25 protein-coding genes are annotated in these 26,306 nt (G+C 73.0%); 14 read left to right on the forward strand and 11 right to left on the reverse strand.

Annotated features, from left to right (window positions below; all coding sequences use genetic code 11):
- Positions 1-2: 2 nt before the first annotated feature.
- The 4 genes from CP982_RS18750 (at position 3) to mscL (ending at position 2,783) form a co-directional block, all read left to right on the forward strand.
- Positions 3-329, forward strand: coding sequence for an FmdB family zinc ribbon protein (locus CP982_RS18750; RefSeq protein WP_150511597.1), 327 nt, complete (start codon positions 3-5; stop codon positions 327-329).
- A gap of 112 nt (positions 330-441) precedes the next feature.
- Complete coding sequence (locus tag CP982_RS18755) at positions 442-1,293, forward strand: S-methyl-5'-thioadenosine phosphorylase (protein WP_150511598.1); 852 nt, start codon at positions 442-444, stop codon at positions 1,291-1,293.
- 353 nt (positions 1,294-1,646) lie between these two features.
- The gene (locus CP982_RS18760; RefSeq protein WP_150511599.1) at positions 1,647-2,147 is read left to right on the forward strand and encodes an RcpC/CpaB family pilus assembly protein; all 501 of its coding nucleotides are present in this window, start codon (positions 1,647-1,649) and stop codon (positions 2,145-2,147) included.
- Between the two features lie 138 nt (positions 2,148-2,285).
- On the forward strand, positions 2,286-2,783 hold the full coding sequence (gene mscL, locus CP982_RS18765; protein WP_150511600.1) for a large conductance mechanosensitive channel protein MscL: 498 nt from the start codon (positions 2,286-2,288) through the stop codon (positions 2,781-2,783).
- Positions 2,784-2,823: 40 nt separating this feature from the next.
- Here the strand turns inward: mscL and CP982_RS18770 are convergent, their stop codons facing one another.
- A complete protein-coding gene (locus tag CP982_RS18770; protein ID WP_150511601.1) occupies positions 2,824-3,036 on the reverse strand; it encodes a hypothetical protein in 213 nt (70 codons plus the stop codon).
- Between the two features lie 158 nt (positions 3,037-3,194).
- On the opposite strand from CP982_RS18770, the gene CP982_RS18775 reads away from it, so the two are divergent.
- The 4 genes from CP982_RS18775 (at position 3,195) to CP982_RS18790 (ending at position 8,014) form a co-directional block, all read left to right on the forward strand.
- Positions 3,195-4,406 carry a low temperature requirement protein A gene (locus CP982_RS18775; protein ID WP_150511602.1) on the forward strand — a complete coding sequence of 404 codons (1,212 nt, stop codon included), beginning with the start codon at positions 3,195-3,197 and terminating at the stop codon, positions 4,404-4,406.
- 76 nt (positions 4,407-4,482) lie between these two features.
- Positions 4,483-5,565 carry a P1 family peptidase gene (locus tag CP982_RS18780; protein ID WP_150511603.1) on the forward strand — a complete coding sequence of 361 codons (1,083 nt, stop codon included), beginning with the start codon at positions 4,483-4,485 and terminating at the stop codon, positions 5,563-5,565.
- Positions 5,566-5,803: 238 nt separating this feature from the next.
- Positions 5,804-7,036, forward strand: a complete 1,233-nt coding sequence (locus CP982_RS18785) for a L,D-transpeptidase (RefSeq protein ID WP_150511604.1) — start codon at positions 5,804-5,806, stop codon at positions 7,034-7,036.
- 204 nt (positions 7,037-7,240) lie between these two features.
- A complete protein-coding gene (locus CP982_RS18790) occupies positions 7,241-8,014 on the forward strand; it encodes a DUF6227 family protein (protein ID WP_150511605.1) in 774 nt (257 codons plus the stop codon).
- Positions 8,015-8,041: 27 nt separating this feature from the next.
- On the opposite strand, the gene CP982_RS18795 is transcribed toward CP982_RS18790, so the two are convergent.
- From CP982_RS18795 to CP982_RS18820, 6 genes are all read right to left on the reverse strand, one after another.
- Positions 8,042-8,293: a hypothetical protein gene (locus tag CP982_RS18795; protein WP_150511606.1), complete on the reverse strand. Its 252-nt coding sequence runs from the start codon at positions 8,291-8,293 to the stop codon at positions 8,042-8,044.
- 145 nt (positions 8,294-8,438) lie between these two features.
- Complete coding sequence (locus CP982_RS18800; RefSeq protein WP_150511607.1) at positions 8,439-8,831, reverse strand: hypothetical protein; 393 nt, start codon at positions 8,829-8,831, stop codon at positions 8,439-8,441.
- A 90-nt stretch (positions 8,832-8,921) separates the two neighbouring features.
- Complete coding sequence (locus CP982_RS18805) at positions 8,922-10,928, reverse strand: PTS fructose transporter subunit IIABC (RefSeq protein ID WP_150511608.1); 2,007 nt, start codon at positions 10,926-10,928, stop codon at positions 8,922-8,924.
- Between the two features lie 366 nt (positions 10,929-11,294).
- Positions 11,295-12,260, reverse strand: a complete 966-nt coding sequence (gene pfkB, locus CP982_RS18810) for a 1-phosphofructokinase (RefSeq protein ID WP_150511609.1) — start codon at positions 12,258-12,260, stop codon at positions 11,295-11,297.
- Positions 12,257-13,018, reverse strand: a complete 762-nt coding sequence (locus CP982_RS18815) for a DeoR/GlpR family DNA-binding transcription regulator (protein WP_150511610.1) — start codon at positions 13,016-13,018, stop codon at positions 12,257-12,259. Before CP982_RS18815 ends, pfkB begins: the two co-directional genes overlap by 4 nt.
- A 197-nt stretch (positions 13,019-13,215) precedes the next feature.
- The gene (locus CP982_RS18820; protein WP_150511611.1) at positions 13,216-14,754 is read right to left on the reverse strand and encodes an MFS transporter; all 1,539 of its coding nucleotides are present in this window, start codon (positions 14,752-14,754) and stop codon (positions 13,216-13,218) included.
- Between the two features lie 116 nt (positions 14,755-14,870).
- On the opposite strand from CP982_RS18820, the gene CP982_RS18825 reads away from it, so the two are divergent.
- Positions 14,871-15,854 carry a helix-turn-helix transcriptional regulator gene (locus CP982_RS18825; protein ID WP_150511612.1) on the forward strand — a complete coding sequence of 328 codons (984 nt, stop codon included), beginning with the start codon at positions 14,871-14,873 and terminating at the stop codon, positions 15,852-15,854.
- An 87-nt stretch (positions 15,855-15,941) separates the two neighbouring features.
- Here the strand turns inward: CP982_RS18825 and CP982_RS18830 are convergent, their stop codons facing one another.
- Complete coding sequence (locus tag CP982_RS18830; protein ID WP_150511613.1) at positions 15,942-16,946, reverse strand: sigma-70 family RNA polymerase sigma factor; 1,005 nt, start codon at positions 16,944-16,946, stop codon at positions 15,942-15,944.
- A gap of 198 nt (positions 16,947-17,144) precedes the next feature.
- Between CP982_RS18830 and CP982_RS18835 the strand changes: the two genes are divergently transcribed.
- The 3 genes from CP982_RS18835 to CP982_RS18845 all read left to right on the forward strand — a co-directional run bounded on the left by CP982_RS18835 (position 17,145) and on the right by CP982_RS18845 (position 19,435).
- On the forward strand, positions 17,145-17,681 hold the full coding sequence (locus tag CP982_RS18835; RefSeq protein ID WP_150511614.1) for a GNAT family N-acetyltransferase: 537 nt from the start codon (positions 17,145-17,147) through the stop codon (positions 17,679-17,681).
- 48 nt (positions 17,682-17,729) lie between these two features.
- The gene (locus CP982_RS18840; protein WP_150511615.1) at positions 17,730-18,815 is read left to right on the forward strand and encodes a questin oxidase family protein; all 1,086 of its coding nucleotides are present in this window, start codon (positions 17,730-17,732) and stop codon (positions 18,813-18,815) included.
- A gap of 83 nt (positions 18,816-18,898) precedes the next feature.
- A complete protein-coding gene (locus tag CP982_RS18845) occupies positions 18,899-19,435 on the forward strand; it encodes a MarR family winged helix-turn-helix transcriptional regulator (protein WP_150511616.1) in 537 nt (178 codons plus the stop codon).
- 40 nt (positions 19,436-19,475) lie between these two features.
- On the opposite strand, the gene CP982_RS18850 is transcribed toward CP982_RS18845, so the two are convergent.
- Positions 19,476-21,005: an MFS transporter gene (locus CP982_RS18850; RefSeq protein ID WP_150511617.1), complete on the reverse strand. Its 1,530-nt coding sequence runs from the start codon at positions 21,003-21,005 to the stop codon at positions 19,476-19,478.
- A gap of 262 nt (positions 21,006-21,267) precedes the next feature.
- Positions 21,268-21,936, reverse strand: coding sequence for a TetR/AcrR family transcriptional regulator (locus CP982_RS18855; RefSeq protein WP_150511618.1), 669 nt, complete (start codon positions 21,934-21,936; stop codon positions 21,268-21,270).
- Between the two features lie 357 nt (positions 21,937-22,293).
- Here CP982_RS18855 and CP982_RS18860 point away from each other — a divergent pair, with 357 nt between their 5' ends.
- Complete coding sequence (locus CP982_RS18860) at positions 22,294-23,625, forward strand: M6 family metalloprotease domain-containing protein (RefSeq protein ID WP_150511619.1); 1,332 nt, start codon at positions 22,294-22,296, stop codon at positions 23,623-23,625.
- A gap of 14 nt (positions 23,626-23,639) precedes the next feature.
- Here the strand turns inward: CP982_RS18860 and rho are convergent, their stop codons facing one another.
- Entirely contained in the window at positions 23,640-24,794 is a 1,155-nt protein-coding gene (rho, locus tag CP982_RS18865) for a transcription termination factor Rho (protein WP_150511620.1), read from the reverse strand.
- A gap of 635 nt (positions 24,795-25,429) precedes the next feature.
- On the opposite strand from rho, the gene CP982_RS18870 reads away from it, so the two are divergent.
- Positions 25,430-26,245 carry an SDR family NAD(P)-dependent oxidoreductase gene (locus tag CP982_RS18870; protein WP_150511621.1) on the forward strand — a complete coding sequence of 272 codons (816 nt, stop codon included), beginning with the start codon at positions 25,430-25,432 and terminating at the stop codon, positions 26,243-26,245.
- The last annotated feature ends 61 nt before the right edge of the window (positions 26,246-26,306 follow it).

Here is a 26,306-nt window from a genome sequence, read left to right on the forward strand (position 1 = left end):
AAGTGCCGACGTACCAGTACCAGTGCACCGAGTGCGGCGAGGGCCTCGAGGCGGTGCAGAAGTTCACCGATGACGCCCTGACCGTGTGCCCGAACTGCGACGGACGCCTCAAGAAGGTGTTCTCGGCGGTCGGCATCGTCTTCAAGGGCTCCGGCTTCTACCGCAACGACAGCCGCGGCTCGTCGTCGAGCAGCTCGCCCGCGTCGACGTCCTCTTCGTCCGCGTCGTCCTCTTCGACGTCGTCCGCGAAGTCGGCCTCTTCCTCCTCGTCGTCGTCCTCGGACTCCAAGGCGTCGAGCACCACCTCGTCGAGCTCATCGGCCGCGTAGCGCGCCGGTTCTCCGCACTTCGCAAGGCCCCTCCGTCCCCCGGGACGGCGGGGCCTTTCGCGCACCCGCCGCGGCCTCCCGGCCCTTTGTCCGTACGGCTACTGTGCGGGCCATGGTGAACACGGCGAACGCGCAGCAGGCCGATGTCGGCGTCATCGGCGGATCGGGCTTCTACTCCTTCCTCGACGACGTGACCGAAGTGCACGTCGACACCCCCTACGGCGCCCCGAGCGACTCCGTCCTCCTCGGTGACATGGCGGGGCGCCGGGTGGCCTTCCTGCCCCGCCACGGCCGCGGCCACCACCTGCCGCCGCACCGCATCAACTACCGCGCCAACCTGTGGGCGCTGCGCTCCCTGGGCGTGCGGCAGGTGCTCGGCCCGTGCGCGGTGGGCGGGCTCCGCCCCGAGTACGGGCCGGGGACTCTCCTCGTGCCCGACCAGTTCGTGGACCGCACGACGGGGCGCACGCAGTCGTACTTCGACGGGCTTCCGCTGCCCGACGGCAGCGTGCCGAACGTGGTGCACGTGTCGCTGGCCGACCCGTACTGCCCGGCCGGTCGGGCCGCCGCCCTGAAGGCCGCGCGCGGCCAGGACTGGGAGCCGGTGGACGGCGGGACGCTCGTGGTGATCGAGGGGCCGCGGTTCTCGACCCGCGCGGAGTCGCGCTGGTACGCGTCGCAGGGCTGGTCCGTGGTGGGCATGACCGGCCACCCCGAGGCGGCGCTGGCCCGCGAACTGGAGCTCTGCTACACGTCGATGACGCTGGTCACCGACCTGGACGCGGGCGCGGAATCGGGCGCGGGCGTCTCGCACGACGAGGTCCTGCGGGTCTTCTCCGCGAACGTGGACCGGCTGCGGACGGTGCTCTTCGACGCGGTGGCGGGGCTTCCGGCGGCCGGGGCGCGGGACTGTCTGTGCGTGGGGGCGCTGGGTGGGATGGATCCGGGGTTTCGGCTGCCGTAGCCGAGGTCGGGGGCCGGAGCCAGGGCGGGGACGGGGGTGGGGGTGGGGACGGGGGTGGGGGCCGGAGGACGGGCGGCGGAACTTTCCCTTCGGGTGAGGGAGTTGTCCACAACCGGCCGGTAGCGCACGGGGCTCAGCGGGATCGGCGGCGGGCCCGCATCGTGGGATCGGAATCCGAACTCCTCGGTCCGAACTCCTCACGGCGGGCGGTGGTCGTCATGACGCAGGACGCTTCACACATCGGTACGCGCACCAGTACGTGGCCCGGCGCCCGGGCAGCGTCGTACGTGTCCGGGACGCGGCCCGGGCCCGGCGGCGGTGGGGGCGGAGGTGCCCCGCCCCCACCCTGCGAGGTGCCGCACTTCTCCCCCTTGCACGTGCGCGGCGGGCGTCGGCGGCTGCGGCGGCTGGCCCGGCACCGCAGGCGGGCGGTGGCCGTGGGGCTCGCGATGACCGCCGCCGCGCTTGCGGCCGCCGGCCCGGAGGACGCCGAGCGGTCACGGCCCGAGGACTCCACGGCGTCCGTGGCCGCGAAGGGGGCGGACGACGGAGGGCAGCGGCCGCGGCGGGCGGCCCGGCCGGTGACCGCGCCGGTCCGGATCGCGGACGCGGCGACGGCGCGCCTGCTGCGCCCCGGCGACCGCGTGGACGTGGTCGCGGCGGAGGACCCGGCGACGGGCGGGGGCGGCGCACCCCGGGTGGTCGCGTCGAACGCCCGGGTGTCCGAGGTGCCGGAGCTCGCGGACGGGACGGCGGAGGGCGGGGCACTGGTCGTCCTCTCCGTGCCCAGAAGGACGGCGGCGCGGCTCGCGGGAGCGAGCGCCACCGCGCGCCTGGCGGTGACGCTGCGATGAGTCGCGCGCCCGCGCAGACGCCTGATGCTCTGTCAAGTCGCTCGTTCGCGTTACGGAAGTGGACAGGGCTGCCAGGCGCTGCCGTAGGTTGCGAAGCGGTTTGCCGCACAACCCGCATTTGCAACGAAAGGCCTAGTGGTGAGCGAGAAGAAGGAACCGAGCGTCTGGCAGGGCTTCAAGGCCTTCCTGACCCGCGGCAACGTCGTCGACCTGGCGGTCGCGGTCGTCATCGGCGCCGCGTTCACGAACATCGTGAACTCCGTGGTGAAGGGCGTCATCAACCCCCTGGTGGGCGCCTTCGGGACGAAGGACCTCGATCACTACAGCTCGTGTCTCAAGGACCCGTGCGTGGTGAAGAACGGCGAGGCCGTGAGCGGCATCCCGATCATGTGGGGCTCGGTGCTCAGCGCCACCCTCAGCTTCGTGATCACCGCGGCCGTCGTCTACTTCCTCATGGTCCTGCCGATGTCCAAGTACCTGGCCAAGCAGACCGCCCGCCAGGCGGCCAAGGAGGGCACGCAGGAGGTCCTCGAGGTGACGGAGCTGGAGGTGCTCAAGGAGATCCGCGACGCGCTGGTCGCGCAGCGCGGCACGAGCCCCGGCGAGACGGGACAGCCCGGGGGCGACGCCCGCTAGCGGGGACACGGGCCCTCGCCGCGCGGGCGGCGGCGCGGGCTCAGATGTGGTGGGGCGGCTTCTCGTCCAGGAAACGGGCGAGATCGGCGGCGCTGTCGCCGCCCGCCGACGGCCGCTCGCCCCACCCGCGATCCGTGTCGTCCGAGGACTGCTGCGCCAGGGGGTCGTCGAAGATCAGCGCGCCGGCCGGCTTCTTCGGGGCCTGCCGGGGCTTCGCGTCCTTGGGGTCGCGCGGTGCGGGGGCGGTGCTCATGCCTCCAGCGTACGTCCGCCGGGGCCGGGGCGGCCCCGGCACCGCGGTGGCCGCGGCCCGGCCCCTGGCGGAGGGCCGCCGCCACCCACCCGGGTGCTCCCGCTCCGACACGGCCCGGCCCGGGCCGTCGCGCCGCCGGGCTCTGCTGTTCTTGCCCCATGACGTCCAGTCCTCCCCCTGCGAGTCCGGCTCCCGTCTCCCCTCCCCCGCCGCTGCGCCCGATGGTCGCCCGCGGGCGGGAGGAGTCCCACCGCGCGGCGACGCCGCTGGAGCTCTTCTTCGACCTGTGTTTCGTGGTCGCGGTCGCCCAGGCCGGGGTGCAGCTGGTGCACGCCGTGGCCGAGGGGCACCCGGGCGACGGGGTCCTCAACTACGCGATGGTGTTCTTCGCCGTGTGGTGGGCCTGGATGAACTTCACCTGGTTCGCCTCGGCGTACGACAACGACGACTCGCTCTACCGCGTCGTGACGCTCCTCCAGATCGCCGGCGTCCTGGTGCTCGCGGCGGGGGTCTCGAAGGCCTTCGAGGACCATCAGTTCCTGGCCCTCTGGCTCGGCTACCTGATCATGCGGCTCGCGCTGATCGCGCAGTGGCTGCGGGCGGCGGCCTCGACGACGGGCGCCGAGCGGCGCACGGCACTGCGCTATGCGGGCGGGGTCGCGCTGTGCCAGGTGGGCTGGCTGGGCCTCCTCGTCCTGCCGGAGGGGGCGCGGCCGTGGACGTTCCTGGTGATGGCGATCGCCGAGATGGCCGTGCCGACGATCGCGGAGAGGGCGCGGACGACCCCGTGGCACCCGCATCACATCGCCGAGCGGTACGGCCTGTTCACGATCATCATGCTCGGCGAGACGATCGCCGCGGCGACGATCGCGGTGAAGTCGGGCATCGACGAGAACGACGCGCTCGGCGAGTTGCTGCCCATCGCCGTCGGCGGACTCCTGTTGATCTTCGCCGCGTGGTGGATCTACTTCGTGGTGCCCATCCACGGCCATCTCCGCTCCAACCAGCAGGCGTTCCTGTGGGGTTACGGCCACTACGTGATCTTCGGTTCGGCGGCGGCGATCGGCGCGGGGATCGAGGTGGCGGTGGAGCAGGCGGTCGGCAAGGCGCACATCTCGGAGACGGCGGCGGCAGCCGCGGTGACGGTGCCGGCGGCGGTGTATCTGTTCACGGTGTGGCTGCTGCACTCGCGCCACTTCAAGGTGGGCCTCGCCCAGCAACTGGTGCTTCCGGTCACGGCGGTCGCGATCCTGGCCTGCACGTTCGCGGGCCGCTGGGGCGTCCTCGCGGCGGGTGTGGTGGCGGCGCTCGCGGTGGCGGTCGGGGTGACGCTGACGTCCCGGATGGTGCGGTCCGAGCGCGCCGTCTGACGGCCGCCGGGGCGGAGCGCGGGAGCGTGCCGAGTGCCCGTCCCCCTCCTGGCAAGGCCCGTGATACGCATGCCGCATGACGAGATCTGACGCACCTGAGGCAGGGACGCGGGACGAGTCGGCCGGGGCACTGACCGACGTCGCGGGGCTGCGGGTCGGGCACGCGGGCCGGGTGGGCGACGGCTGGCTCACCGGGACGACCGTCGTGCTCGCACCGGAGGGCGGGGCCGTGGCGGCCGTGGACGTGCGCGGCGGCGGCCCGGGCACCCGGGAGACGGACGCGCTCGACCCGCGGAACCTGGTGCAGCGGGTGGAGGCGGTCGTGCTCACGGGCGGCAGCGCGTACGGCCTCGACGCGGCGACCGGGGTGATGGCCTGGCTGGAGGAGCAGGAGCGCGGCGTGCGGGTGGGGCCCGAGAGCGCGCATGTGGTGCCGGTGGTGCCCGCGGCGTGCGTGTTCGACCTGGGGCGCGGCGGCGCGTTCCGGGCCCGGCCCGACGCGGCCCTGGGCCGGGCGGCGGTCGAGGACGCGGCGGCGCGCGCGAGCGGGCACGCGGTGACCGAGGGCAATCTGGGCGCGGGCACGGGCGCGGTGGTGGGCCGGCTCAAGGGCGGCATCGGCACGGCGAGCACGGTCCTGGGCTCGGGGATCACGGTCGCCGCCCTGGTGGTGGCGAACGCGGCGGGGTCGGGGGTGGATCCGTCGACGGGGGCGCTGTACGGACGGTTCTTCGGGGGGGCGCCGGTCGAGCTGCCCCCGGCGGAGGTCCACGAGGCGGCCCTGCGGCGCCTCGCCGAGGCCGCGGAGCGCAACGGCCGACCTCCGTTGAACACCACGCTCGCGGTGGTGGCCACCGACGCCGAGCTCACCAAGGCCCAGGCGCAGAAGCTCGCGGGCACCTCGCACGACGGCATGGCGCGGGCCGTGCGACCGGTGCACCTGCTGAACGACGGGGATACGGTGTTCGCCCTGGCCACGGGCGAGCATCGCCTCGACGCCGGGAACCCCCTGGCGCTGAACGAGATCCTCGCGGCGGGCGCGGACATGGTGACCCGGGCGATCGTCAGAGCCCTACTGGCGGCCACCCCGGTGGAGACCCCGGGCGGAACCTTCCCGTCCTACCGAAGCCTGTACGAAACCGGTCCGTCCGGCGTTTGAGGACGAGGCGCGGAGCGCCAACAAAGGGGGAAAGGGGCGAAGCCCCACATAAGGGCTGCAACCACATCAACTGCCGCCACGCCGAGGGCCTTTGAAAACAGCCGCGGGCGCAGCCATGTGCCCGCGCTCACACCCGCGCCCCGGAACCATTCCTCCGCGAGAAAACTCTTTACCCGTACCGGATCAGACCACGTACATACCGAGAACGTGCTGAACGCAGACCGAATGGGAGCAGCCCGTGACAACGCCGGACATTGCAGCGCAGCCTCGGCACCTTCGCCGGCGGCGGGTCGTCCTCGCGACCGCCGCGCTCGCGGCTGTCGGCGCGCTGACCCTCACGGCCTGCGGCGGTGACGCCGACGCCAAGGACGACAAGAAGTCCGGTGCGGCCAAGGACGCGTCCGGCGCCCAGATATCCATCTCCTCCAAGGACGGCGCGACCGACGCCTCGATCAACGCCACCGGCGTGAAGGTCAAGGACGGCAAGCTGACCAGCGTGAAGATGACGCAGGTGACGTCCGGCGCCGCGGTCGAGGGTTCCATATCCGCCGACGGCAGCACCTGGAAGCCCAAGGCGCAGCTGGAGCGCGGCACGAAGTACAAGGTCGCCGCCAACGCCAAGGACGGCGAAGGCCGCCCGGCGACGGAGAACGCGACGTTCACGACGGTGTCCTCGTCGAACAGCTTCATCGGTTCGTACGCGCCGGACGGCGGCACCACCGTCGGCGTCGGCATGCCGGTGTCGTTCAACTTCGACAAGGCGATCACCAACAAGAAGGACGTGCAGCAGCACATCACGGTCACGTCCAGCAGCGGGCAGAAGGTCGTCGGCCACTGGTTCGGCAACCAGCGCCTGGACTTCCGGCCGCAGGAGTACTGGAAGGCCGGTTCCAAGGTCACGATGAAGATCGCCCTGGACGGTGTGAAGGGCGGCAACGGCATCACCGGCGTCCAGGACAAGACGGTCACCTTCACCATCGGCCGCAAGCAGGTCTCCACCGTCGACGTGGGCGCCAAGAAGATGACGGTCGAGCGGGACGGCAAGGTCCTCAAGAGCGTCCCGATCTCCGCGGGCAGCCCGCAGAACCCCACGTACAACGGCCAGATGGTGATCTCCGAGAAGTTCGTCCAGACGCGGATGAACGGCTCGACGGTCGGCTTCGGCGGGGAGTACGACATCAAGGACGTACCGCACGCGATGCGTCTTTCGACGTCCGGCACGTTCATCCACGGCAACTACTGGAGCTCGCCCTCCATCTTCGGCAGCTCGAATACCAGCCACGGCTGCGTTGGGCTCCAGGATGCCCAGGGCGCCCAGAGTGACACGATGGGCAAGTGGTTCTACGACAACTCGCTGATCGGCGACATCGTCACGGTCAAGGGTTCGCCGGACAAGACCATCGCCCCCGACAACGGCCTGAACGGCTGGAACATGTCGTGGAGCCAGTGGACCGCGGGCAGCGCCGAGTGACGCGGGACTGACCGACACCACCGCAAAAGGGGCGCGTAAGACACCCCGAAGGGCGCACTCGGGGCGCCAACGGAGCGAGCCGCACGGGAACTTGCCGTGCGGCTCGATCGTTTTCCTGTTCCCGGACATGATGTCGGACCCAGGGGCTACGGTATGCACGCACAAGGTGACATGCAGCAACGCCGGAAGCATCCGGGAGTATCCGTGAGCGTTCCGTACGAGACAGCGTACGAACCACCCGAGTCGCCCGAGCCCCTGACTCCTGAGGAGCACCTCGAGCGACTGCTCAGCCGCGCGCTGAACTCCTTCGACCTGCCGGACGACACGGTCCGGCGCCTGGAGCGGTCCCTGGCCTACGACAGTTCACTGCACTCCGCGCACCACAGCGCGGGTCTGCACCGCGAGACGTACCGCCACACCTGGCTCCTCGCCGACGGCAGCGCGCTCACGCTGTGGGAGCTCGTGCACAACGCGGGCCCCGGCAGCCAGGCCCAGTACGAGCTGTATCTGGACGAGGAGGAGGCCGGAGTCGCCACCGCGCGCCTGCCGCTGCCGCCCGACACCCCGGCCGGGGACCTGCCCGTCGTCCTCCAGCTGACCACGGCGAACGAACCGCGGCACACCTACGTGCCGGACGACTCGGCCGACCACGCCCGCAGACTGCTGCGCCGCGCGGAGAACCCGGCGAGCGTGGAGCGCCCCGGCGACGACATGGCGCGCCTGCTGCGCTCGGCCTTCGCGCACCAGATCACCCAGGCCTTCGGCCGCTCCGGCCTCACCGGCGAGGCCCGGCTCGGCTTCTCCCTGTACGAGCACGCCTTCCTGCTCTTCGACGGCTCGGAAGTCAGCCTGTGGGAGGTCGAGCACACGGCGACGACCGACGGCCGCCACATGTGCGAGGTGTATGTGAGCGAGCGCGCGGCGCGTGCGGCGATGGAGCGGCGTGCCCGGGCGTTCCCGGTGACGCGCAGCCGCTAGCCGCCCGACGCGCCCCCGGGCCGAGGCCTAGTCGCGCCCCTTGCCGAACTGCCGGACCAGACCGGCGAACGCGGCCCGCTCGGCCGCCGTCAGCTGCACGGACTCCGCGCCCGGCGGCCCCGACTGGACGGGCAGGGAGCGCAGCGCCGGACCGCTCGAGATCCCCGGCCCGGCCTCCCGGTCGCGTCGTACGCGCAGGAAGGTCACGGCCCAGATGGTGGTCACGGCGGCGAACAGCGCCACACTTGTCTGCTGAACGATCGAAGCACCGTCGAACATGCCGCTCAGTAGACAACAGCCGCCAGCCTAACAACAGGGGCGTTTATGGGACTTTGGCCTTGAAGTGATGCATCTCCCATCGGGCGGGGACGCATCTCCCCTCGGGCAGGGGCGCAGCTCCCGTCGGGCGGGGCGGATCCGGGCGTCAGGATTCCGGTTCACGCTCGCCGGTGACCAGGCCCGCCATCCGTACGCAGATCGCGGGGAGTTCGGGGGCCTCCAGGTCCCAGTCCTCGGTGTCGATGCCCGCGAGCAGGCAGGATGCCCACAGGGTCGCGAGCAGTCGGGCGGCGACGTCGGTGCGGGCGGGGCTTGCGGCGGGGGCCTGGTGGCGGACGACGTGGGTGGCGTGCTCGATCAGGGAGGGTTCGAGGAGCCAGCGGATGCCCGCGCCGGTCTCGATGAGGAAGCCGGAGTAGACGGCGAGGAAGACGCGGTCGGCCTCCGTGGGTCTCTCGACGCTCGCCCGCGCCTGCTCGGTGAGTTCGGTGACCATGCCGAGCAGGCTGCTGAGGTGGCTCTGCTGAAGCTGACTCACGGTGGCCCCCACGGGTGTGGCCCGTGTCCCGGGCGCCCATGCCGCAGTACCAGCAGTATGCCCACGCGAGGGGGGCCCGGGAACGTCCGGTCAGGCGGCGGCCGGAACCCGTGACGCGTCCGCGGTGGTGTCGGGCGCGTCCTGCCCGGGTGCGGCGGGTGTCTTCCGGGCGCTCTTGAGCAGCACCACCACGGCCGTCGAGACGCACACGCCGGCGGCGATCGCCAGCAGGTACAGCAGGGGCCGGCCGATCAGCGGCACCACGAAGGCACCGCCGTGCGGGGCGCGCAGCGTGCAGTCGAAGGCCATGGACAGGGCGCCCGTGACGGCGCCGCCCGCCATCGACGCGGGGATGACCCGCAGCGGGTCGGCGGCCGCGAACGGGATCGCGCCCTCGGTGATGAAGGAGGCGCCGAGGAACCAGGCCGCCTTACCGTTCTCCCGCTCGGTCCTGGTGAACAGGCGGCCCCGGACGGTCGTCGCGAGCGCCATGGCGAGCGGCGGCACCATGCCCGCCGCCATCACGGCGGCCATCACCTTCAGCGAGCCGTCGGTGGGGTGGGTGAGGCCGCCGACGGCGAAGGCGTACGCGACCTTGTTGAGCGGGCCGCCGAGGTCGAAGCACATCATCAGGCCGAGGATCACGCCCAGGATGACGGCGTTGGCGCCGGACAGGCCCTCCAGCCAGTCGGTCAGGGCGCTCTGCAGCGAGGCGATGGGCTTGCCGACGACGAGGAACATCAGGAAGCCGACGACCGCCGCCGAGATCAGCGGGATCACCACCACCGGCATGATGCCGCGCAGCACGGCGGGGACGTGGAGCCGCTGGATGCCCATGACCACGGCGCCCGCGAGCAGACCGGCCGCGAGGCCGCCGAGGAAGCCCGCCTCGATGGTGACGGCGACGGAACCGCCGACGAAGCCCGGTACGAGGCCCGGCCGGTCGGCCATCCCGTACGCGATGTAGCCCGCGAGGACGGGCACAAGGAAGGCGAAGGCGAGGCCGCCGGTCTGGAAGAGCAGGGCCGCCCAGCTGGTGTGGTCGGTCCAGACGAAGTGCTCCGCGACGGACGGGGCCTTGTCGATCTTCCAGCCGCCGATGGCGAAGCCGAGCGCGATGAGGAGACCGCCCGCGGCGACGAACGGCACCATGTAGCTGACGCCGGACATCAGCCAGACGCGCAGCTTGGTGGCGTAGCTGTCGCCGCTGTCGCCCGCGTTGTCCACGGGGCTCGGGCCGCTCGGGGCCGTGCGGTCGCCGCGGGCGGCCTTCTCCCGCACCTCCGCGATGAGTTCGGCGGGGCGGTTGATGGCCGCCTTGACTCCCACGTCGACGGTGGGCTTGCCCGCGAAGCGGGGTTTGTCCCGTACGGGGACGTCGTGGGCGAAGATCACCGCGTCGGCCCGCTCGACGGTCTCGGCGTCGAGGCGGGTGAAGCCCGCGGAGCCCTGCGTTTCGACCGTCAGCTCCACGCCCGCCTCGCGGGCCGCGCTCTCCAGTGCCTCCGCGGCCATGTAGGTGTGGGCGATGCCGGTGGGGCAGGAGGTGACGGCGACGATGCGGAAGCGCGGGGTGCTGTCCTGTGCCGGAGGTTCCTCCTCCGGAGGCTCGGCCTCCGACTGGTCGGGGGTGGGCACGGCCAGGTCGCCGGAGACCAGCCCCGCCGCGTCCGCCGCGGAGGTCACGGCCCGCAGCGCCGCCGTGAAGTCGGCGTCCATCAACTGCCGTGCCAGGGACGACAGGATCGTCAGATGGGCGTCGTCCGCGCCGGTGGGGGCCGCGATGAGGAAGACGAGGTCGGCGGGGCCGTCGGGGGCGCCGAAGTCGATGCCCCGCGCGCTGCGGCCGAAGGCCAGGGTGGGCTCGGTGACGTGGGCGCTGCGGCAGTGCGGGATGCCGATGCCGCCGTCCAGGCCTGTGGGCATCTGAGCCTCGCGCGCGGCCACGTCGGCGAGGAAGCCGTCCAGGTCGGTGACGCGGCCGAGGGCCACCATGCGCTCGGCGAGGGCGCGGGCCGCCGCCTCCTTGGTGTCGGCGGACCGGTCGAGATCGAGATCGACCAACTCCGCGGTGATCATGGCATGGTTCTCGCTCATCGCGGGCTCCTTTGCGCGCGGGCGGCCCGGGGGCACGGGGGTCGGGCCCGGGGGCCCAGACGGCGGGCGGGGTCAGGCGGGCTCGTTCAGGGGGGACGGGGTCAGGCAGGGGCGGGATCAGACGGCGGGCGAGGTCAGGCGGGACGGGATCAGGCAGCGGGCTCGGTCAGGGCGGCGGGCTCCGTCAGGCGGGGCGGGGTCAAGCGGCGGGACGGGTTCTGGCTGCGGACGGGGTCAGGCTGCTCGGTCAGGCGGCGGGCGGGATCAAGCAGCGGGACGGTTTCAGACGGCGGGCTCGGTCAGGGCGGCGGGCTCGGTCAAGCACGGGCTCGGTCACGCGGCGGACTCGGTCAAGCGCGGGTTCGGTCAAGCGGCGGGTTCGGTCAGGGCGGCGGGTTCGGTCAGGGGCAGGTCGAGTGGGACTCGGGCGGTGACGGTGACGGCGTCCGGTACGAGGTCGGGCGGGGTGGGCATGAGGCTGCCGGGAAGCCGGACGGCGGCGGCGCCGTGCGCGACGGCGGCGGCGAGGGCGCGCGGCCCGGTGCCGCCCGCGACGAGGAAGCCGGCGAGGGAGCTGTCCCCCGCACCCACGTCGCTGCGTACGACGTCGACGCGGGCGTGCCCGAAGTACGTACCCGAGTCGTCGACGAGGAGTTGGCCGTCGGCGCCGAGGCTGGCGAGGACGGCGCGGGCGCCGCGCTCGCGCAGCTCGTCGGCGGCCTTGAGGGCGTCGCCGACGGTGGCGAGGGGGCGGCCGACGGCTTCCGCCAGCTCCGCGGCGTTCGGCTTGACGACGTCCGGGCGTCCGGCGAGGGCGGCGAGGAGGGCCGGGCCCGAGGTGTCGAGGGCGATCCGGGCCCCGGCGGCGTGGCAGCGGTCGGCCAGGTCCGCGTACCAGGACGGGGCGAGGCCGCGCGGAAGGCTGCCGCAGCAGGCGATCCAGTCGGCGCGGGCGGAGTGCGCGGCGACGGCGGCGAGCAGGGACTCGCTCTCCGCCGCGGTGAGTTCGGGACCCGGGGCGTTGATCTTCGTGAGGGTGCCGTCCGGTTCGGCGACGGAGATGTTCGACCGGGTGGGGCCGGTGATCGCGACCGGGGCGACGGCGATGCCCTGCTCGTCGAGGAGCTGGGCGACGAGGGCGCCCGGGGCGCCGCCGAGCGGGAGGACGGCGAGGGTGGGGACGCCCGCGGCGGCGGCCGCGCGGGAGACGTTGACGCCCTTGCCGCCCGGGTCCATGCGGTCGCCGGTGGCGCGGACGACGGCGCCGCGGGTGAGGGCGGGGACCTCGTAGGCACGGTCGAGGGAGGGGTTCGGGGTGACGGTGAGGATCATGCGCGCACCACTTCCGTGCCCGCGCGCTCGATGGCGGCGGCGTCCTCGGGGCCGAGGTCGGTGTCCGTGATCAGCAGGTCCACGTCGGTGAGGTCGCCGAAGCGGGCGAAGTGCTCCTGGCCGTACTTGCCGCTGTCGGCGAGCAGGACGACGCGGCGGGCGGCGGCGACGGCGGCGCGCTTGACGGCGGCCTCGGCGAGGTCCGGGGTGGTCAGGCCGTGCGCGGCGGAGAAGCCGTTCGCCGCGAGGAAGAGGACGTCGGCGCGGATCTCCGCGTACGCGCGCAGGGACCAGGCGTCCACGGCGGCGCGGGTGCGGTGCCTGATGCGGCCGCCGACCAGGTGGAGCTGGATGCCCGGGTGGTCGGCGAGGCGGGCGGCGGTGGGGAGGCTGTGGGTGACCGCGGTGAGGGCGGAGTCCAGGGGGAGCTGGGCGGCCAGGCGGGCGACGGTGGAGCCCGCGTCGAGGATGACCGTGCCGTCGGCGGGGAGCTCGGCGAGGGCGGCGCGGGCGATGCGGTCCTTCTCGTCCGCGGCGGTGCCCTCGCGCTCGGCGAGGTCCGGCTCGAAGTCCAGGCGGCCCGCCGGGATCGCGCCGCCGTGCACCCGGCGGAGCAGGCCCGCGCGGTCCAGGGCCTTCAGGTCGCGGCGGACGGTCTCGGCGGTGACCTGGAACTCGGCGGCGAGCGAGAGGACGTCGACGCGGCCGCCCTCTCGTGCCAGGCGCAGGATCTCCTGCTGGCGCTCTGGCGCGTACATGGCTCGGGGCCTCCTGCTGTTGTGCCCGGTTGCGTGCCCGGTTGCGTGCCCGGTTGTGTGGGTTCTCTTGGATCGTACGGAGCATCCGGCCGGAAGTAAACAGGAACGGGCACCACCTGGACGCAAACGGGCCCCGCCCGGCCCCGGAACGGGGGCCTGGCGGGGCCTCGGTCGAACGGCGCGAGGAGCGGGGCGGCTCAGGAAGTGAGGGCCGGCTCGCGGTCGGAGGCGGCGGAGGCCGACGGCGCGTCGAGGGCCTCGGCGCCCTCCACGTGCTGGGCCGGGCGGCGCGGCAGCCCCAGCATCAGCAGGAAGATGACGACGAGGACGCCGAACACCCACCACAGCGCGTTCTGGAAGCCGTGGGCGAACTCCGCGGCGACCTGCTGCGGCACCACGTTCTCGTCCATGGCGCCGAAGAAGACCACGGACACCAGGCCGAGCCCGAGCGCGTTGCCCATCTGCTGGACGGTGTTGATGAGGCCGGACGCGGAGCCCGCGTGCTCACGCGGGACCTCGGAGAGCACCGCGTCCGTCAGCGGGGCCACGATGAGGCCCATGCCGAGGCCCATCACCGCGAGGGGGAGCGCCATCTGCCAGGGCGCGATGTCCGCGCCGTACCGACCGGCCTCCCAGATGTAGATAAGGACGCCCGCGGCCATGGTCAGGGCGCCCGCCTGGAGGACCTTGCGGCCGAAGCGCGGCACCAGCTTCTGCACGGAGATGCCCGCGGCGACGGAGACGGCGATGGAGAAGGGCACACCGGTCAGGCCCGCGCGCAGCTCGCTCCAGCCGAGGCCGACCTGCATGTACATGGTCCAGACGAGGAAGAAGATGCCGAGCGAGACGCCGAACACGGTCTGCACGGCGATGCCCGCGGCGAAGCTGCGCACCTTGAACAGGGACAGCTCCACGAGCGGCGAGCCGTCCTTGGCCGCCTTGTTCCGCTCGTACGCGACGAGCGCGCCGAACACCACGACCGCGCCGGCCATCATCGCGTAGCCCCACAGCGGCCAGCCCAGCTCCCGGCCGCGCGTCAGCGGGTAGAGGAGCATCAGGAGGCCCGCGGTGACCAGGACGACGCCGACGAGGTCGAGCCGCAGCGCGCGCGGTGCCTTGGACTCGGTGATGAACTTCCGCCCGAGCAGCAGACCCGCGATGCCGACCGGCAGGTTGATCAGGAAGATCGGGCGCCATTCGAGGCCGAGGATGTTCCACTCCGTCAGGAGCGCGCCGAGCAGCGGACCGGAGACCGCGCCGAGGCCCACCACCATGCCGAACAGGCCGAAGACCTTGCCGCGCTCGTGCGCGGGGAACGTGGCGTGCACGATCGACAGGACCTGCGGCACCATCAGGGCGGCCATCGCGCCCTGGAGGATGCGCGAGGCGACCAGCATCTCCGGGTTCGCGGCGAAGCCGCACAGCGCCGAGGCGACGGTGAAGCCGGTGATGCCGATGAGGAAGATCTTCTTGCGGCCGTAGATGTCGCCGAGCCGGCCGCCGGTGATCAGGCCCGCGCCGAGCGCGAGCGCGTACCCGGCGGTGATCCACTGGATCTGGCTGAACGTGGCGCCCGCGTCCCGCTGGATGGCGGGTATCGCGATGTTCACGATCGTCACGTCGACGAGGTCCATGAAGGCGGCCGTCATCACGATCGCGAGGGCGAACCACCGACGGCGGTCGGAGGGTGTCTCCGGGGACGGAGCAGCCGCGGTGGGGGTGCTGGGAGAAGTCATGCCGCCAGGCTAGAGGCCCTATAGGTCAGGTCATGACCTAGTTCTGCGGGACCATGGATGCGCGTTCCCGGCAGACGAACACGCGAACGCGCGACCACGGCGGCGGGAGGCCCCTCATGACCACGGACACACCGGCACGGCTCCTCCAGCTGCTCTCGCTGCTCCAGACGCCGCGGGAGTGGCCCGGCGGCGAGCTCTCCGAGCGGCTCGGGGTCTCGCGCCGCACGGTGCGCCGGGACGTCGACCGACTGCGGGAGCTCGGCTATCCCGTGCGGGCGACGCAGGGCGCGAGCGGCGGCTACCGGCTCGTCGCGGGCAAGGCGATGCCGCCCCTCGTCCTGGACGACGAGGAGGCCGTGGCCATCGCGGTGGGGCTGCGCGCCGGGGCCGGGCACGCCGTCGAGGGCGTCGAGGAGGCGTCGGTGCGGGCCCTCGCCAAGCTGGAGCAGGTCCTGCCGTCCCGGCTGCGCCACCGGGTCTCCGCGCTCGGCGCCGCGACGATGTCGCTGACCAGCGGGGACGGGGCGCGGATCGCGCCGGAGACGCTGACGGTGATCGCGTCGGCGACGGCCGCGCACGAGCAGCTCCGGTTCGCCTACGAGGCCAAGGACGGCACCCCCTCGCGGCGCCTCACCGAGCCGCACCGCCTGGTGTCCACGGGGCGGCGCTGGTACCTGGTCGCGTTCGATCTGGAGCGGCAGGACTGGCGCACGTTCCGGGTGGACCGGGTGTCGGAGCCGTTCGCCACGGCGGTGCGGTTCGCCCCGCGGATGCTGCCGGGCGGGAGCGCGGACGCCTATGTGCGGCAGAGCGTGCTCGCGCGGCGGCCGGAGTCCTCGGCGTACGAGGTGGACGTGGAGTTCCACGCTCCGCTGTATCGGGTGCGGGGGCGGCTGCCCGCCGCGCTCGGTGAGCTGGCCGCGGTCGGCGACGACCGCTGCCGGCTGCGCGGGACGGTGACCGAGCCCGTGGAGTGGGTGGCGGGCCGACTCGTCTGGGTCGGCTGCGACTTCACCGTGCACGGCCCCGGGGAGCTGGTGTCCCGGGTACGGGAGCTGGGGCGCCGGTTCAGCGCGGCGGTGGACGGCGCCGGGCACTGACCAGGGCGGCGGTGGACGGCGCCGGGCGCTGAGCAGCCCGGCGCGGGCGGGCGGGGCCCGCCCGGTGCCGCAAGGCGGCGGCCCGCCCTAGGCCGCCGCGTCGAAGCCCGTGTCGCGCGCCAGCTTCTTCAGTTCGAGCAGCGCGTGCTTCTCTATCTGGCGGATGCGCTCGCGCGTCAGACCGTGCTCCTTGCCGACCTCCGTGAGCGTGCGCTCGCGGCCGTCGTCGATGCCGTACCGCATCTTGATGATGGAGGCGGTGCGCTGGTCGAGGCGGCCGATGAGGTCGTCGAGCTCCTCGCTGCGCAGCAGCGTGAGGACGGACTGCTCGGGGGAGACCGCGGAGGTGTCCTCCAGGAGGTCGCCGAACTGGGTCTCGCCCTGGTCGTCCACCGGCATGTTCAACGAGACGGGGTCGCGGGCCCAGTCGAGGACGTCCGTGACGCGCTCGGGGGTCGAGGCCAGCTCGGCGGCGATCTCGGTGGCCTCCGGCTCGCGGCCGTGCTCGCGGTTGAACTCGCGCTGCACGCGGCGGATCCGGCCGAGCTCCTCCACCAGGTGCACGGGAAGGCGGATGGTGCGGGACTGGTCGGCTATGGAGCGGGTGATGGCCTGGCGGATCCACCACGTCGCGTACGTGGAGAACTTGAAGCCCTTGGCGTAGTCGAACTTCTCGACCGCGCGGACCAGGCCCGCGTTGCCCTCCTGGATGAGGTCGAGCAGGGGCAGGCCGCTGCGCGGATAGCGGCGCGCGACGGCGACGACCAGGCGGAGGTTCGAGCGGATGAACACGTCCTTGGCGCGCTCGCCGTCGGCGACGAGGGCGCGCAGCTCCGCCTCGGATGCGGTCACGGCCGACTTCTCCTCGACCTCGCCCGCGAGGATCTTCTGGGCGTAGACACCCGCCTCGATGATCTGGGACAGCTCGACTTCCTTGGCGGCGTCGAGCAGGGGCGTGCGCGCTATCTCGTCGAGGTACATGCCGACCAGGTCGCGGTCGGCGATCTCGCCGCCAGATGCGCGAACACTGCGTGCCGCGTCGGTCTCGCCGGTGTCGGCGGACTTACGACGGGCGACGGCACGGGTTGCCATGCGTGCTCCCTTGCGTGGTTGTCACTGGTCGGTCCGGCCGGGGCCGGGCGGTCCGGTATGGACCTGTGGTGGACGGCACACCCTCCCAGGTGCCCCGCATCCGATGGATACAACGACTGGAATCCGGACAGAATTCCCAACCGGCGCGTCCGTTTTCCTGATCATGCAGTACCCTGTGCCGCCACACAGGGAGGTCGGGTGCCGCAGGAACCCACAGAGGTGCAGGTCAGACCCGGCGACGAGGCGGATCTCGGGGCCCTCACGGAGATCTACAACCACTACGTCCGTGAGACAGCCATCACATTCGACACCGTCCCGTTTCTGCCGGAAGAGAGACGCCGCTGGCTGCTCTCCCACCCCAAAGACGGCCCTCACCGCCTGATGGTTGCCCAGGCTGGCAATTCGGGGAAACCTGACATTCTCGGCTATGCCACTTCGGGCCCGCTGCGCGCCAAGCCCGCCTACGCGACCTCCGTGGAGGTCAGCGTCTACTGCGACCCGCGGGCGGCCGGGCGCGGCGTCGGCACCCTGCTCTACCGCTCCCTCTTCGCCGCACTCGAGGGCGAGGACCTGCACCGGGCGTACGCGGGCATCGCACTGCCCAACGCGGCCTCGGTGCGACTGCACGAACGGTTCGGTTTCCGGCACATCGGTACGTACGCGGAAGTCGGCCGGAAGTTTCACCGCTACTGGGACGTGGCCTGGTACGAGCTGCCCCTAGGGCCAAGGGACTAGTCCCGCAGACCGTTCCTCGCGGCCGGTCGGCGCGCCTAGCGTGCCGCCATGAACGAGACCAGCGCGGCCCCGGCGGACACCACCTCCGCACCCGACTCCGACGGCATCCTCGACGAAGCCCTCCAGCGCCTGCACTCCAGCGGCCCCGAGCGGGTGGTGCGCCTCACCAACCACGGCCCGATGGCCGTCGAGTCCCTGGTGCGGGGCGGCCAGGCCCACACCGTGCACCGCTGGCTCGACTACTACCGCCACAAGCTGGAGGACATGCCCGCGCGCGTGTCCCCGGTCACCGACGAGAACTGGCGCGAGGCGCTCGGCGAGCCGCGCCGGGCCGCCGACTGGATCGACCACTTCTCCCGCGCCCTCGCCGAGCGGCCCTGGCGCGAGGTGCTCGCCGCCTGGTGGCCGGTGCTGCTTCCCGGCATCGCGGGCGGCTCCACGCACCCGGTGATCCGCGTCGGGCACGCCGTGCGCGGCCTCACCGCGCCGGGCGGCGGGACCGCGCCCCGCGTCGCCGAGCTGGCGCACGGCCTGGGCTACTGGGCGGCCCGGCACGCCCCGCTGCCGCCGCGCGCGCCCCGCGCCCTGCCGGACGCGGCCGGTGCCGCCGCCGCGCTCGACGCCGTGCAGCGGATCCCGGTGCAGGACGGCGGCCTTCCGGACCGCTTCGCGCAGCTGACCTCCGTGCCCGCGTGGCCCACCGCCCCGGCCACGGACCCGCAGACCGCGCGCGCCCGCCTCGGCGACCTCGTCACCGCCGCCGTGCACCGGTACGCCACCCATGGCCACACCGACCCGATCATGCTGGTGCACGCGGCGACCGCGCCGAACGCCGTCCTGCGCGCCCTGCCCGCGCTCCCCCGCGAGCTGTGGGCGCCGTCCCTGGACGCGGCCTGGGCGGCGAGCGCCGCCGTCACCGCCGCCTACGCCCCGGCGGCCCCGGCCCCCTCCGACGAGCTGCGCGAGGCGTACGCGGAGGCCGGACGCAGCACCTTCGACGAGGTCTTCGCGCGGGCCGCGGCACACGGCGACGACCACACCATCAAGTTCGCGGACACCGCCCTGGACGTCGGCGACGAGCGGGCGCGCGCGGCCGCGCTGCGGGGCGTGGAGCTCAACCCGCCCGCGCTCTGAGCGCGTTCGCCGGGCCGCGGGCGGTCCCGCGGCACGCGGGCGCCCCTGCCGGAGGCACAGGAAAGCCTCGTACAGTGGGTTACATGGACAGGCCATCCACCGCGGCACGGGACGCCGCCGGGGAGCGCGCCGCCGCCGAGCCGCGCTGGCTCGACGACGAGGAGCAGCGCACCTGGCTCGCGTATGTACACGCCTCCACGCTCCTGGAGGACTCTCTCGACCGGCAGCTCCAGCGCGACGCGGGCATGCCCCATCTGTACTACGGGCTCCTGGTGCAGCTCTCGGCCGCGCCGCGCCGCCGGTTGCGGATGACGGAGCTCGCCCGCGGCTCCAAGATCACCAGGTCCCGGCTCTCGCACGCGATCGCGCGGCTTGAGCGCAGCGGCTGGGTGCGGCGCGAGGACTGCCCGACCGACAAGCGCGGGCAGTTCGCGATCCTGACCGAGGAGGGCCAGGAGGTGCTGCGGCAGACCGCGCCCGGACATGTCGAGGCGGTGCGCCAGGCGCTCTTCGACCGGCTCTCCCCGGAACAGCAGAAGTCCCTCGGCGAGATCATGCGGATCGTCGCCGAGGGACTTCAGCCGAAGGAGGCGGGGGCGGACCTGCCCTGGCTCCGCTAGGAGCGCCGGGCGGGCCCGCGCCGCCGGATCGTGCGGGGCGTCAGTGCGCCACCACCGGGATCTTCACCTCGTCCTCGACGCCGTCGCCGTCGCCGGAGGCCGACTGGCCGCCGTTCTGGGCGCCGGTGTTGATGAACACGGCGGCGATCACCGCGGACGCGGCGAGGATGCCGACCGCCCACCAGATGGCGGCGGTGTAGCCCTCCACCATGGACTGGGCCGCGAGCAGCTTCTGCGCCGCCGGGGTGGTCGCGGAGGCCGCGTGGTCCTCGATGTACGCCGTGGTCGCGGAGGCCGCGATGGTGTTCAGGAGGGCCGTGCCGATGGCGCCGCCGACCTGCTGCGAGGTGTTGACCATCGCGGAGGCGACACCGGCGTCACGCGGCTCGACGCCGTGCGTGGCGAGCGACATGGCGGGCATGAACGCCGTACCCATGCCGAGGCCGAGCAGCAGCTGCGCGGGCATGATCAGACCGGCGTACGAGGTGTCGACCTCCAGCTGCGTCAGGAGCAGCATGCCGACGGCGGCGACCAGGAAGCCCGGGGCCATCAGGTAGCGCGGGGGCACGCGGATCATCAGGCGGGTGCCGATCTGCGTGGAACCCGTGATCATGCCGACGATCATCGGCAGGAACGCGAAGCCCGTCTTGACCGGCGAGTAGCCCTTCACGATCTGCAGGTAGTACGTGAGGAACAGGAACAGGCCGAACATCGAGATGATCGCGAGGCCGAGCGACAGGTAGACGCCGCCGCGGTTGCGCTCGGTCAGCACGCGCAGCGGGAGCAGCGGGTTCTTGACCTTGGCTTCGGTGAGGACGAAGGCGGCGAGCAGCACGACGGACGCGACGAACATCGTGATGGTCACGCTGTCCGACCAGCCGTCGGACTCGGCCCGCGTGAAGCCGTAGACGAGCGCGACAAGACCGACCGTGGACAGCACGACGCCGGGGATGTCCAGCGGCGAGCGGTTGCGGCCGCCCTCGGGCTCACGGATCACGAAGTAGGCACCGGCGGCGGCGACGATCGCGAACGGGATGTTCACGAAGAACGTCCAGCGCCAGTTCAGGTACTCGGTGAGGAAGCCGCCGAGGATGAGGCCGACGGCGCCACCGCCACCGGCGATCGCACCGTAGATGCCGAACGCCTTGGCGCGCTCCTTGGCCTCGGTGAACATCACCGCGAGCAGGGAGAGCGCGGCGGGCGCGAGCAGCGCGCCGAACACGCCCTGGAGGGCGCGGGCGCCGAGCATCATGGCCTCGCCGGTCGCGGCGCCGCCGAGCGCGGAGGCCGCGGCGAAGCCGATGAGACCGGTGACGAAGGTGCGCTTACGGCCCCACAGGTCGGCGATGCGGCCGCCGAAGAGCAGCAGACCACCGAAGGCGAGGGCGTAGGCGGTGATGACCCACTGCTTGTTGCCCTCGGATATGCCGAGGTCCTCCTGGGCGGAGGGCAGCGCGATGTTCACGATGGTCGCGTCGAGGACGACCATCAGCTGGGCGAGCGCGATGAAGACGAGCGCCTTCCAGCGCTTTGGGTCGGGAGCGAGTGCTGTGACGGGTGATGCAGACATGGGTGGAGCCACCTAATGACGCAGGAGTGAACGAGGCGAGTGCTGATTCAGACGTAGTCGGCGAATGCTGAGTCAGGCGGTCGGTACAGACGTGGTTGCTTCAGGACGGACGTGGTTGCTTCAGGCGGGGTGACGGAGACATGAGACACCGGGCGGGCGGGAGGGCGCATGGGCCGCGGGTCGTGAGGACGGCTCGTCCTTTGGTCCCCGGTCCGTGGGCCGGGGACCTGGGATGCCGGGGCCCCGGGCGGTCGCGCGCCGGTCAGTCGGCCTTCTGGCGTAGCTCCTCCAAGGTCGCGGGGTGTCCCGGAAGCTGTGAGCGGGCCGGTGCCATGAGGCCGTCCAGGAACAGCTGGAGATGGCGGTGCACGAAGCGGTCGAAGTCCAGGAGGCAGCCGCTGGACCCCGGCAGCGGCCGGGTCAGCTGCGACAGGGCGATCATCACGTCGGCGACGCCGATGTCGCGGCGCAGCTGACCCGCCGCGGCGGCGCGGTCCATGAGCCCCTGCACCGCGCCCTCGACGCGCATGCGGGCCGCGTGCAGTTCGGGGTGCTCGGGGTCGAGGGCTTCGGAGACGATCGGGCACAGGGCGCCGATGCGCTCGTCCACCGCGGCGTGCGCGAAGCCGCGCAGTGCCTCGAAGGCGCTGTCCGGGTCCGCGTCGACGGCCTCGATCGCCTCCTCGGCGAGCAGCGAGACGCGGTCGGTGACGAAGAGCAGGACGTGGTGCACCAGTTCGCCGCGGTCGGGGAAGTGACGGTAGACCGTGGCGTTGCCGACGCCCGCGCGGCGCGCGATCTCGTCCAGCGGTACGTCGGGGCCGTGCTGCACGAACATCTCGCGTGCGGCGGCGACGATCCGCTCCCGGTTGCGCAGGGCGTCTGCCCGCGGACGCGGTGCGCTGCGCTGCGTGGCGGTGGCGGTGGACACGGCAGTTCTCCTCGAAGCGGTCAAAGGCCTCAGGTTCGCAGGGGCCCGGGTGGCGGGTCCAACGAATTTCCCGGCGGGAGCTGAGGTACGCGTTCCGGGGAGTGGATCCCCGTTTCGCGCGACACCGGTCTAAACGGGGAGACGCTCCCCGGTTATTTCCCGCCTTCCATGTGACCTGCATCACATGTCGAAGGAGGGCTGTCGGGCCGCGTCACACCCCCGGCCCCGCTCCCCCGGAACTTTCCGAGAAACCCACGATCGGTCGCGCTCAGCGCGCGCCCCCGCACCCTCCGGCACAGGGTGATCGCACAGGGCGCAGCCGGACCCGGCGGCTGCCGCGGAGCGGAAGGCCCACGCATGCAGCAGCCGACGTGGAAGGGCATAGGCCGGGGCCGCGGCACGGGGGCCCGGGGGCCGGGGCGGCCGCGCCGCCACCGGGCCGCCAGGGCCGTGGCCCTCGGCTCGGCCGCCGCGGTCGTGCTCGCCGTCACCACCTCCGCGAGCACCGGCCGCCTCCTCGCGGACACCCCGTCGGCCGCGGGCCCGGTCTCGCAGGCCCGGTCCACCGCGCTCGGCCCCTGCATGATCAGCGGCGAGCTCGGCGTCCAGATGTCGGAGGGCATCCCGACGGGCCCCGGCTACACCCGCTCCACCGGCACCGTGCGCGCCCTGAACCTGATGGTCGACTTCCCCGACGCCCCCGGCGAGGGCTCGGCGCTCGACCGGCTCGGGGAGTTCTTCCCGCAGACCTCCGACTGGTTCCGCACCAGCTCCTACGGCCGCCTCGACTACCGGCCCGAGGTGCCGGTGTCCGACTGGCTGCGGATGCCGAAGCCGTTCAAGAAGTACGGGATAGAGCGCGGCGCGCCCTTCGACCCGGGCTACCGCGACCTGGTCCGGGACATCGTGACCGCCGCCGACCCGGACGTGGACTTTCGCGCGTACGACCTGCTCAACGTCCTCATCACGCCGAACGCGGGCCCCTCCGCGCTCGACACCGTCCTGTCGGTGACCTTCGCGGGCAACCACGAGGCACCGGTGGCCGACGGCGTGCCGATCGCCAACGCCTCCTTCGTGTACAGCCGCCAGGACGACGGCTCGGGCAGCTACGACCAGACGGGCTACCGGGTCCTGCCGCACGAGAACGGCCACGTCTTCGGCCTGCCGGACCTGTACACGCGCGACGGCGGCGGCGCGGTCGGCCACTGGGACATCATGAGCGAGGACTGGGGCGCCAACAACGACCTGCTCGGCTGGCACAAGTGGAAGCTCGGCTGGCTCGACGACACCCAGGTCGACTGCGCCCCGTCGCGCGGCACCACGGAGCACCTGCTCACCCCGCTCGCCGGGCGCGGCGGCACGAAGCTGGTGTTCGTCCCCGCCGACGCGAAGACGGGGTACGCCGTGGAGCTGCGCACCCGCGCGGGCAACGACGAGGCGGTGTGCCGCCCCGGCGTGCTCGTGTACCGCGTGGACGCGGACGTCGACACCGGCCACGGCCCCATCGCGGTCACCGACGCGACCCGCGACAGCGGCGGCTGCACCCGCAGCCCGAACGTGCACGCGGAGCTGTCGGACGCGCCGTTCACCCTCGGCGAGACCTTCACGGACCGCAGGGCGGGAGTGAAGGTGAAGGTGGCGGGCGTGGACCTGGACGGCAACCACCGGATCCTGGTCACGCGCGACTGAGGCCCCGGACCCGCTCACGCCGCGAGGGCGGCACCCGGCACGGACAGGCGCACCTGCCGCAGGAACGCCGCGTTGCTGGGCGCCTTGCGCAGCTGGTCGAGCAGCGCCTCGGCCCCCTCGCGCCCGTCGCGGCGGCCGAGCGCCCGCCGCAGACCGCGCATGGCCGCCAACTCGCTCTCCGGTACGAGGAGTTCCTCGCGCCGGGTGCCGGAAGGGGTGACGTCGACGGCCGGGAAGACCCGGCGGTCGGCGAGCGTGCGGTCGAGGCGCAGCTCCATGTTCCCGGTGGACTTGAGCTCCTCGAAGTAGTACTCGTCGGCGCGCGAGCCCGTCTCCACCAGGACGGTGGCGAGCATGGTCAGGGAGCCGCCCTCCTCGGCGAGGCGCGCGGCGCCGAAGAGCCGCTTGGGCCCCTGCACGGAGGCCGCGTCGACGCCGCCGCTGAGGGTGCGGCCGCCGCTCGCCGCGGTGTTGTTGTACGCGCGGCACAGCCGGGTCAGCGAGTCGAAGAGCATGACGACGTCCTTGCCGTCCTCGACGAGCCGCTTGGCGCGCTCGACGGCGAGTTCGGCGAGGGTGACGTGTGCCTTGGGCCCCTTGTCGAAGGTGGAGGCGAGCACCTCGCCGCGCACGGCGCGGCGCATCTCGGTGACCTCTTCGGGCCGCTCGTCGAGCAGGACGACCATGACGTGGCACTCGGGGTGGTTGACGGCGACGGCGTCCGCGAGCTGGCGCAGCAGCACGGTCTTGCCGGTGCGCGGCGGGGCGACGATCAGGCCGCGCTGCCCCTTGCCGACGGGCGCCACCAGGTCGACGAGGCGCGGGGCGAGGGAGCCGCCCGGCGTCTCCAGGCGCAGCCGCTCGCGCGGGTGCAGCGGGGTGAGGTCGGCGAACCGGGGCCTGGCGCGCAGGCCTTGGGGCAGACGGCCGTTGACGCGGGTGACCTCGGCGAGGACACGGGGCCGCGGGCCGCAGGTGCCCTCGACGAAGTCGCCCGCCCGCAGGCCGAGCCGGCGGACGAGGGCGGCCGGGACGAGGACGTCGCCGGGCCCGGGCAGGCACCCCGCGGCGCGCAGCTGCCCGTCGACCTTCGCGATGTCCAGGACACCGCTGTGGATCCGCAGGCCGGCCGCGGGATCCGTGGGGATGGTGGTCTGAGTGGGGTTCATGGTGGTGGGTGGTCCTTTCGCGGAAGACGCGGGACGTGCGCGAGTGCGCGGAGAAGGCCGGTCGCGAGGGTCCGTGACACAGGGTGGCGACGGATCGTTGCCTCGTACGACGGCTTGATCGGAGTAAGAGTCCGGACCGGGCGAAGAGCGCACCGAGTCGGAGAACGAAGGCACGGCGCCCAGAGGGGGCGTACACACGTGCTGTTCGCACCGTAGCACACGACCTGGCGTGCACGGCCTGCCGCGCAGGGGATCTTGAGCTTCCGCACGCCGGTGACGCTGTGTGCGTGATCGCGTACGTTCGGTTTCCTCGCGGGTCGTGCTCGGCGGCCCCGGCAGGCAGGAGGACCGCTCATGCGTCGTATCGCCCTCGCCCTCGGCTCCGTCGTCGCGGCCGGAACGCTGGCCCTGGCGGTGCCGGGTTCCGCGCTCGCGGCCGAGGGGGTGCTGGTCGTACCCCGCGTCGGACTGCGGCGGCGCGCCCATCGAGGTCGTCGGCTCCCGGGCCTCCACGATCTCGGCGTTCGGCGCGAACGTATACATCCCCTGAAGGGTGATCGGACAGGCGGGCGGGGGTAACAGAGTGGAGCGTGCCAGCGCCCTCGGGGCGATCTCTTCAGGGAGGCCGAACGACCATGGCTGACAGCCGCGTTGTCCTCGTCACCGGCGGCGGTACCGGCATCGGCGCCGCCACCGCCCGCCAGTTGAGCGCCACCGGGCACCAGGTGGTCGTCTCCGGGCGGCGCCCGGAGCCGCTGCGCCAGGTCGCCGAGGAGACCGGCGCGCTCGCCCACCCCGCCGACGCGGCCGACCCCGAGGCCGTCGCCGGTCTCGTCGCGGCGGCCGTCGAGGCGTACGGACGGCTCGACGGCGTCGTCCTGAACGCCGGGACCGGCCGCCCGGGGGCCGTCGGCGACGTGACCCCCGAGGACTGGGAGACCGTTCTCACCACCAACCTCACCGGCCCCTTCCACCTGCTGCGCGCCGCGCTGCCGCACCTCCTTGAGACCCGTGGCTCGGTCGTCGCCGTCGCCTCGGTCTCCGCCCTTCGCAACGGCGTCGGCAACGCCGCGTACGCCACCTCCAAGGCGGCGCTCCTCCAGCTCTGCCGCTCCGTCGCCGTCGACTACGGGGCGCTGGGCGTGCGCGCCAACACCGTCTGCCCCAGCTGGGTGCGCACGGAGATGGCGGACCGGCGCATGGACATGTTCGCCCGGTCCGCCCGGCTCGGCACCGGCGAGGAGGGGCTCGACGCCGCGTACGAACAGGCGACGCGGCTGATCCCGGCGGGCCGCCCCGGCTCCCCGGAGGAGGTCGCCGAGGCGATCGCCTGGCTGCTCTCGCCCGCCGCGTCGTTCGTCAACGGCGCGACGCTCACGGTCGACGGCGGCGTGACGGCGGTCGACCCGGGCACGGTCGCCTTCGGTTTCGACATCTCGAGGCGGGACTAGCCGTCCGGCCGCGCACCCCGAGCAGCCCCGGGCACCTGGCCAAGTCCCTGTTCACAGGCCG

Origin of the sequence: Streptomyces spectabilis (assembly GCF_008704795.1) — a bacterium.
GTDB lineage: Bacteria > Actinomycetota > Actinomycetes > Streptomycetales > Streptomycetaceae > Streptomyces > Streptomyces spectabilis.

Excerpts from the sequence above, each read along its gene's own strand:
- CP982_RS18755 (WP_150511598.1), top strand. The coding sequence starts at position 442 with ATGGTGAACACGGCGAACGCGCAGCAGGCCGATGTCGGCGTCATCGGC.
- CP982_RS18770 (WP_150511601.1), bottom strand. The coding sequence starts at position 3,036 with ATGAGCACCGCCCCCGCACCGCGCGACCCCAAGGACGCGAAGCCCCGG.
- CP982_RS18775 (WP_150511602.1), top strand. The coding sequence starts at position 3,195 with ATGACGTCCAGTCCTCCCCCTGCGAGTCCGGCTCCCGTCTCCCCTCCC.
- CP982_RS18780 (WP_150511603.1), top strand. The coding sequence starts at position 4,483 with ATGACGAGATCTGACGCACCTGAGGCAGGGACGCGGGACGAGTCGGCC.
- CP982_RS18795 (WP_150511606.1), bottom strand. The coding sequence starts at position 8,293 with ATGTTCGACGGTGCTTCGATCGTTCAGCAGACAAGTGTGGCGCTGTTC.
- CP982_RS18805 (WP_150511608.1), bottom strand. The coding sequence starts at position 10,928 with ATGAGCGAGAACCATGCCATGATCACCGCGGAGTTGGTCGATCTCGAT.
- pfkB (WP_150511609.1), bottom strand. The coding sequence starts at position 12,260 with ATGATCCTCACCGTCACCCCGAACCCCTCCCTCGACCGTGCCTACGAG.
- CP982_RS18815 (WP_150511610.1), bottom strand. The coding sequence starts at position 13,018 with ATGTACGCGCCAGAGCGCCAGCAGGAGATCCTGCGCCTGGCACGAGAG.
- CP982_RS18820 (WP_150511611.1), bottom strand. The coding sequence starts at position 14,754 with ATGACTTCTCCCAGCACCCCCACCGCGGCTGCTCCGTCCCCGGAGACA.
- CP982_RS18825 (WP_150511612.1), top strand. The coding sequence starts at position 14,871 with ATGACCACGGACACACCGGCACGGCTCCTCCAGCTGCTCTCGCTGCTC.
- CP982_RS18830 (WP_150511613.1), bottom strand. The coding sequence starts at position 16,946 with ATGGCAACCCGTGCCGTCGCCCGTCGTAAGTCCGCCGACACCGGCGAG.
- CP982_RS18840 (WP_150511615.1), top strand. The coding sequence starts at position 17,730 with ATGAACGAGACCAGCGCGGCCCCGGCGGACACCACCTCCGCACCCGAC.
- CP982_RS18845 (WP_150511616.1), top strand. The coding sequence starts at position 18,899 with ATGGACAGGCCATCCACCGCGGCACGGGACGCCGCCGGGGAGCGCGCC.
- CP982_RS18850 (WP_150511617.1), bottom strand. The coding sequence starts at position 21,005 with ATGTCTGCATCACCCGTCACAGCACTCGCTCCCGACCCAAAGCGCTGG.
- CP982_RS18860 (WP_150511619.1), top strand. The coding sequence starts at position 22,294 with ATGCAGCAGCCGACGTGGAAGGGCATAGGCCGGGGCCGCGGCACGGGG.
- rho (WP_150511620.1), bottom strand. The coding sequence starts at position 24,794 with ATGAACCCCACTCAGACCACCATCCCCACGGATCCCGCGGCCGGCCTG.
- CP982_RS18870 (WP_150511621.1), top strand. The coding sequence starts at position 25,430 with ATGGCTGACAGCCGCGTTGTCCTCGTCACCGGCGGCGGTACCGGCATC.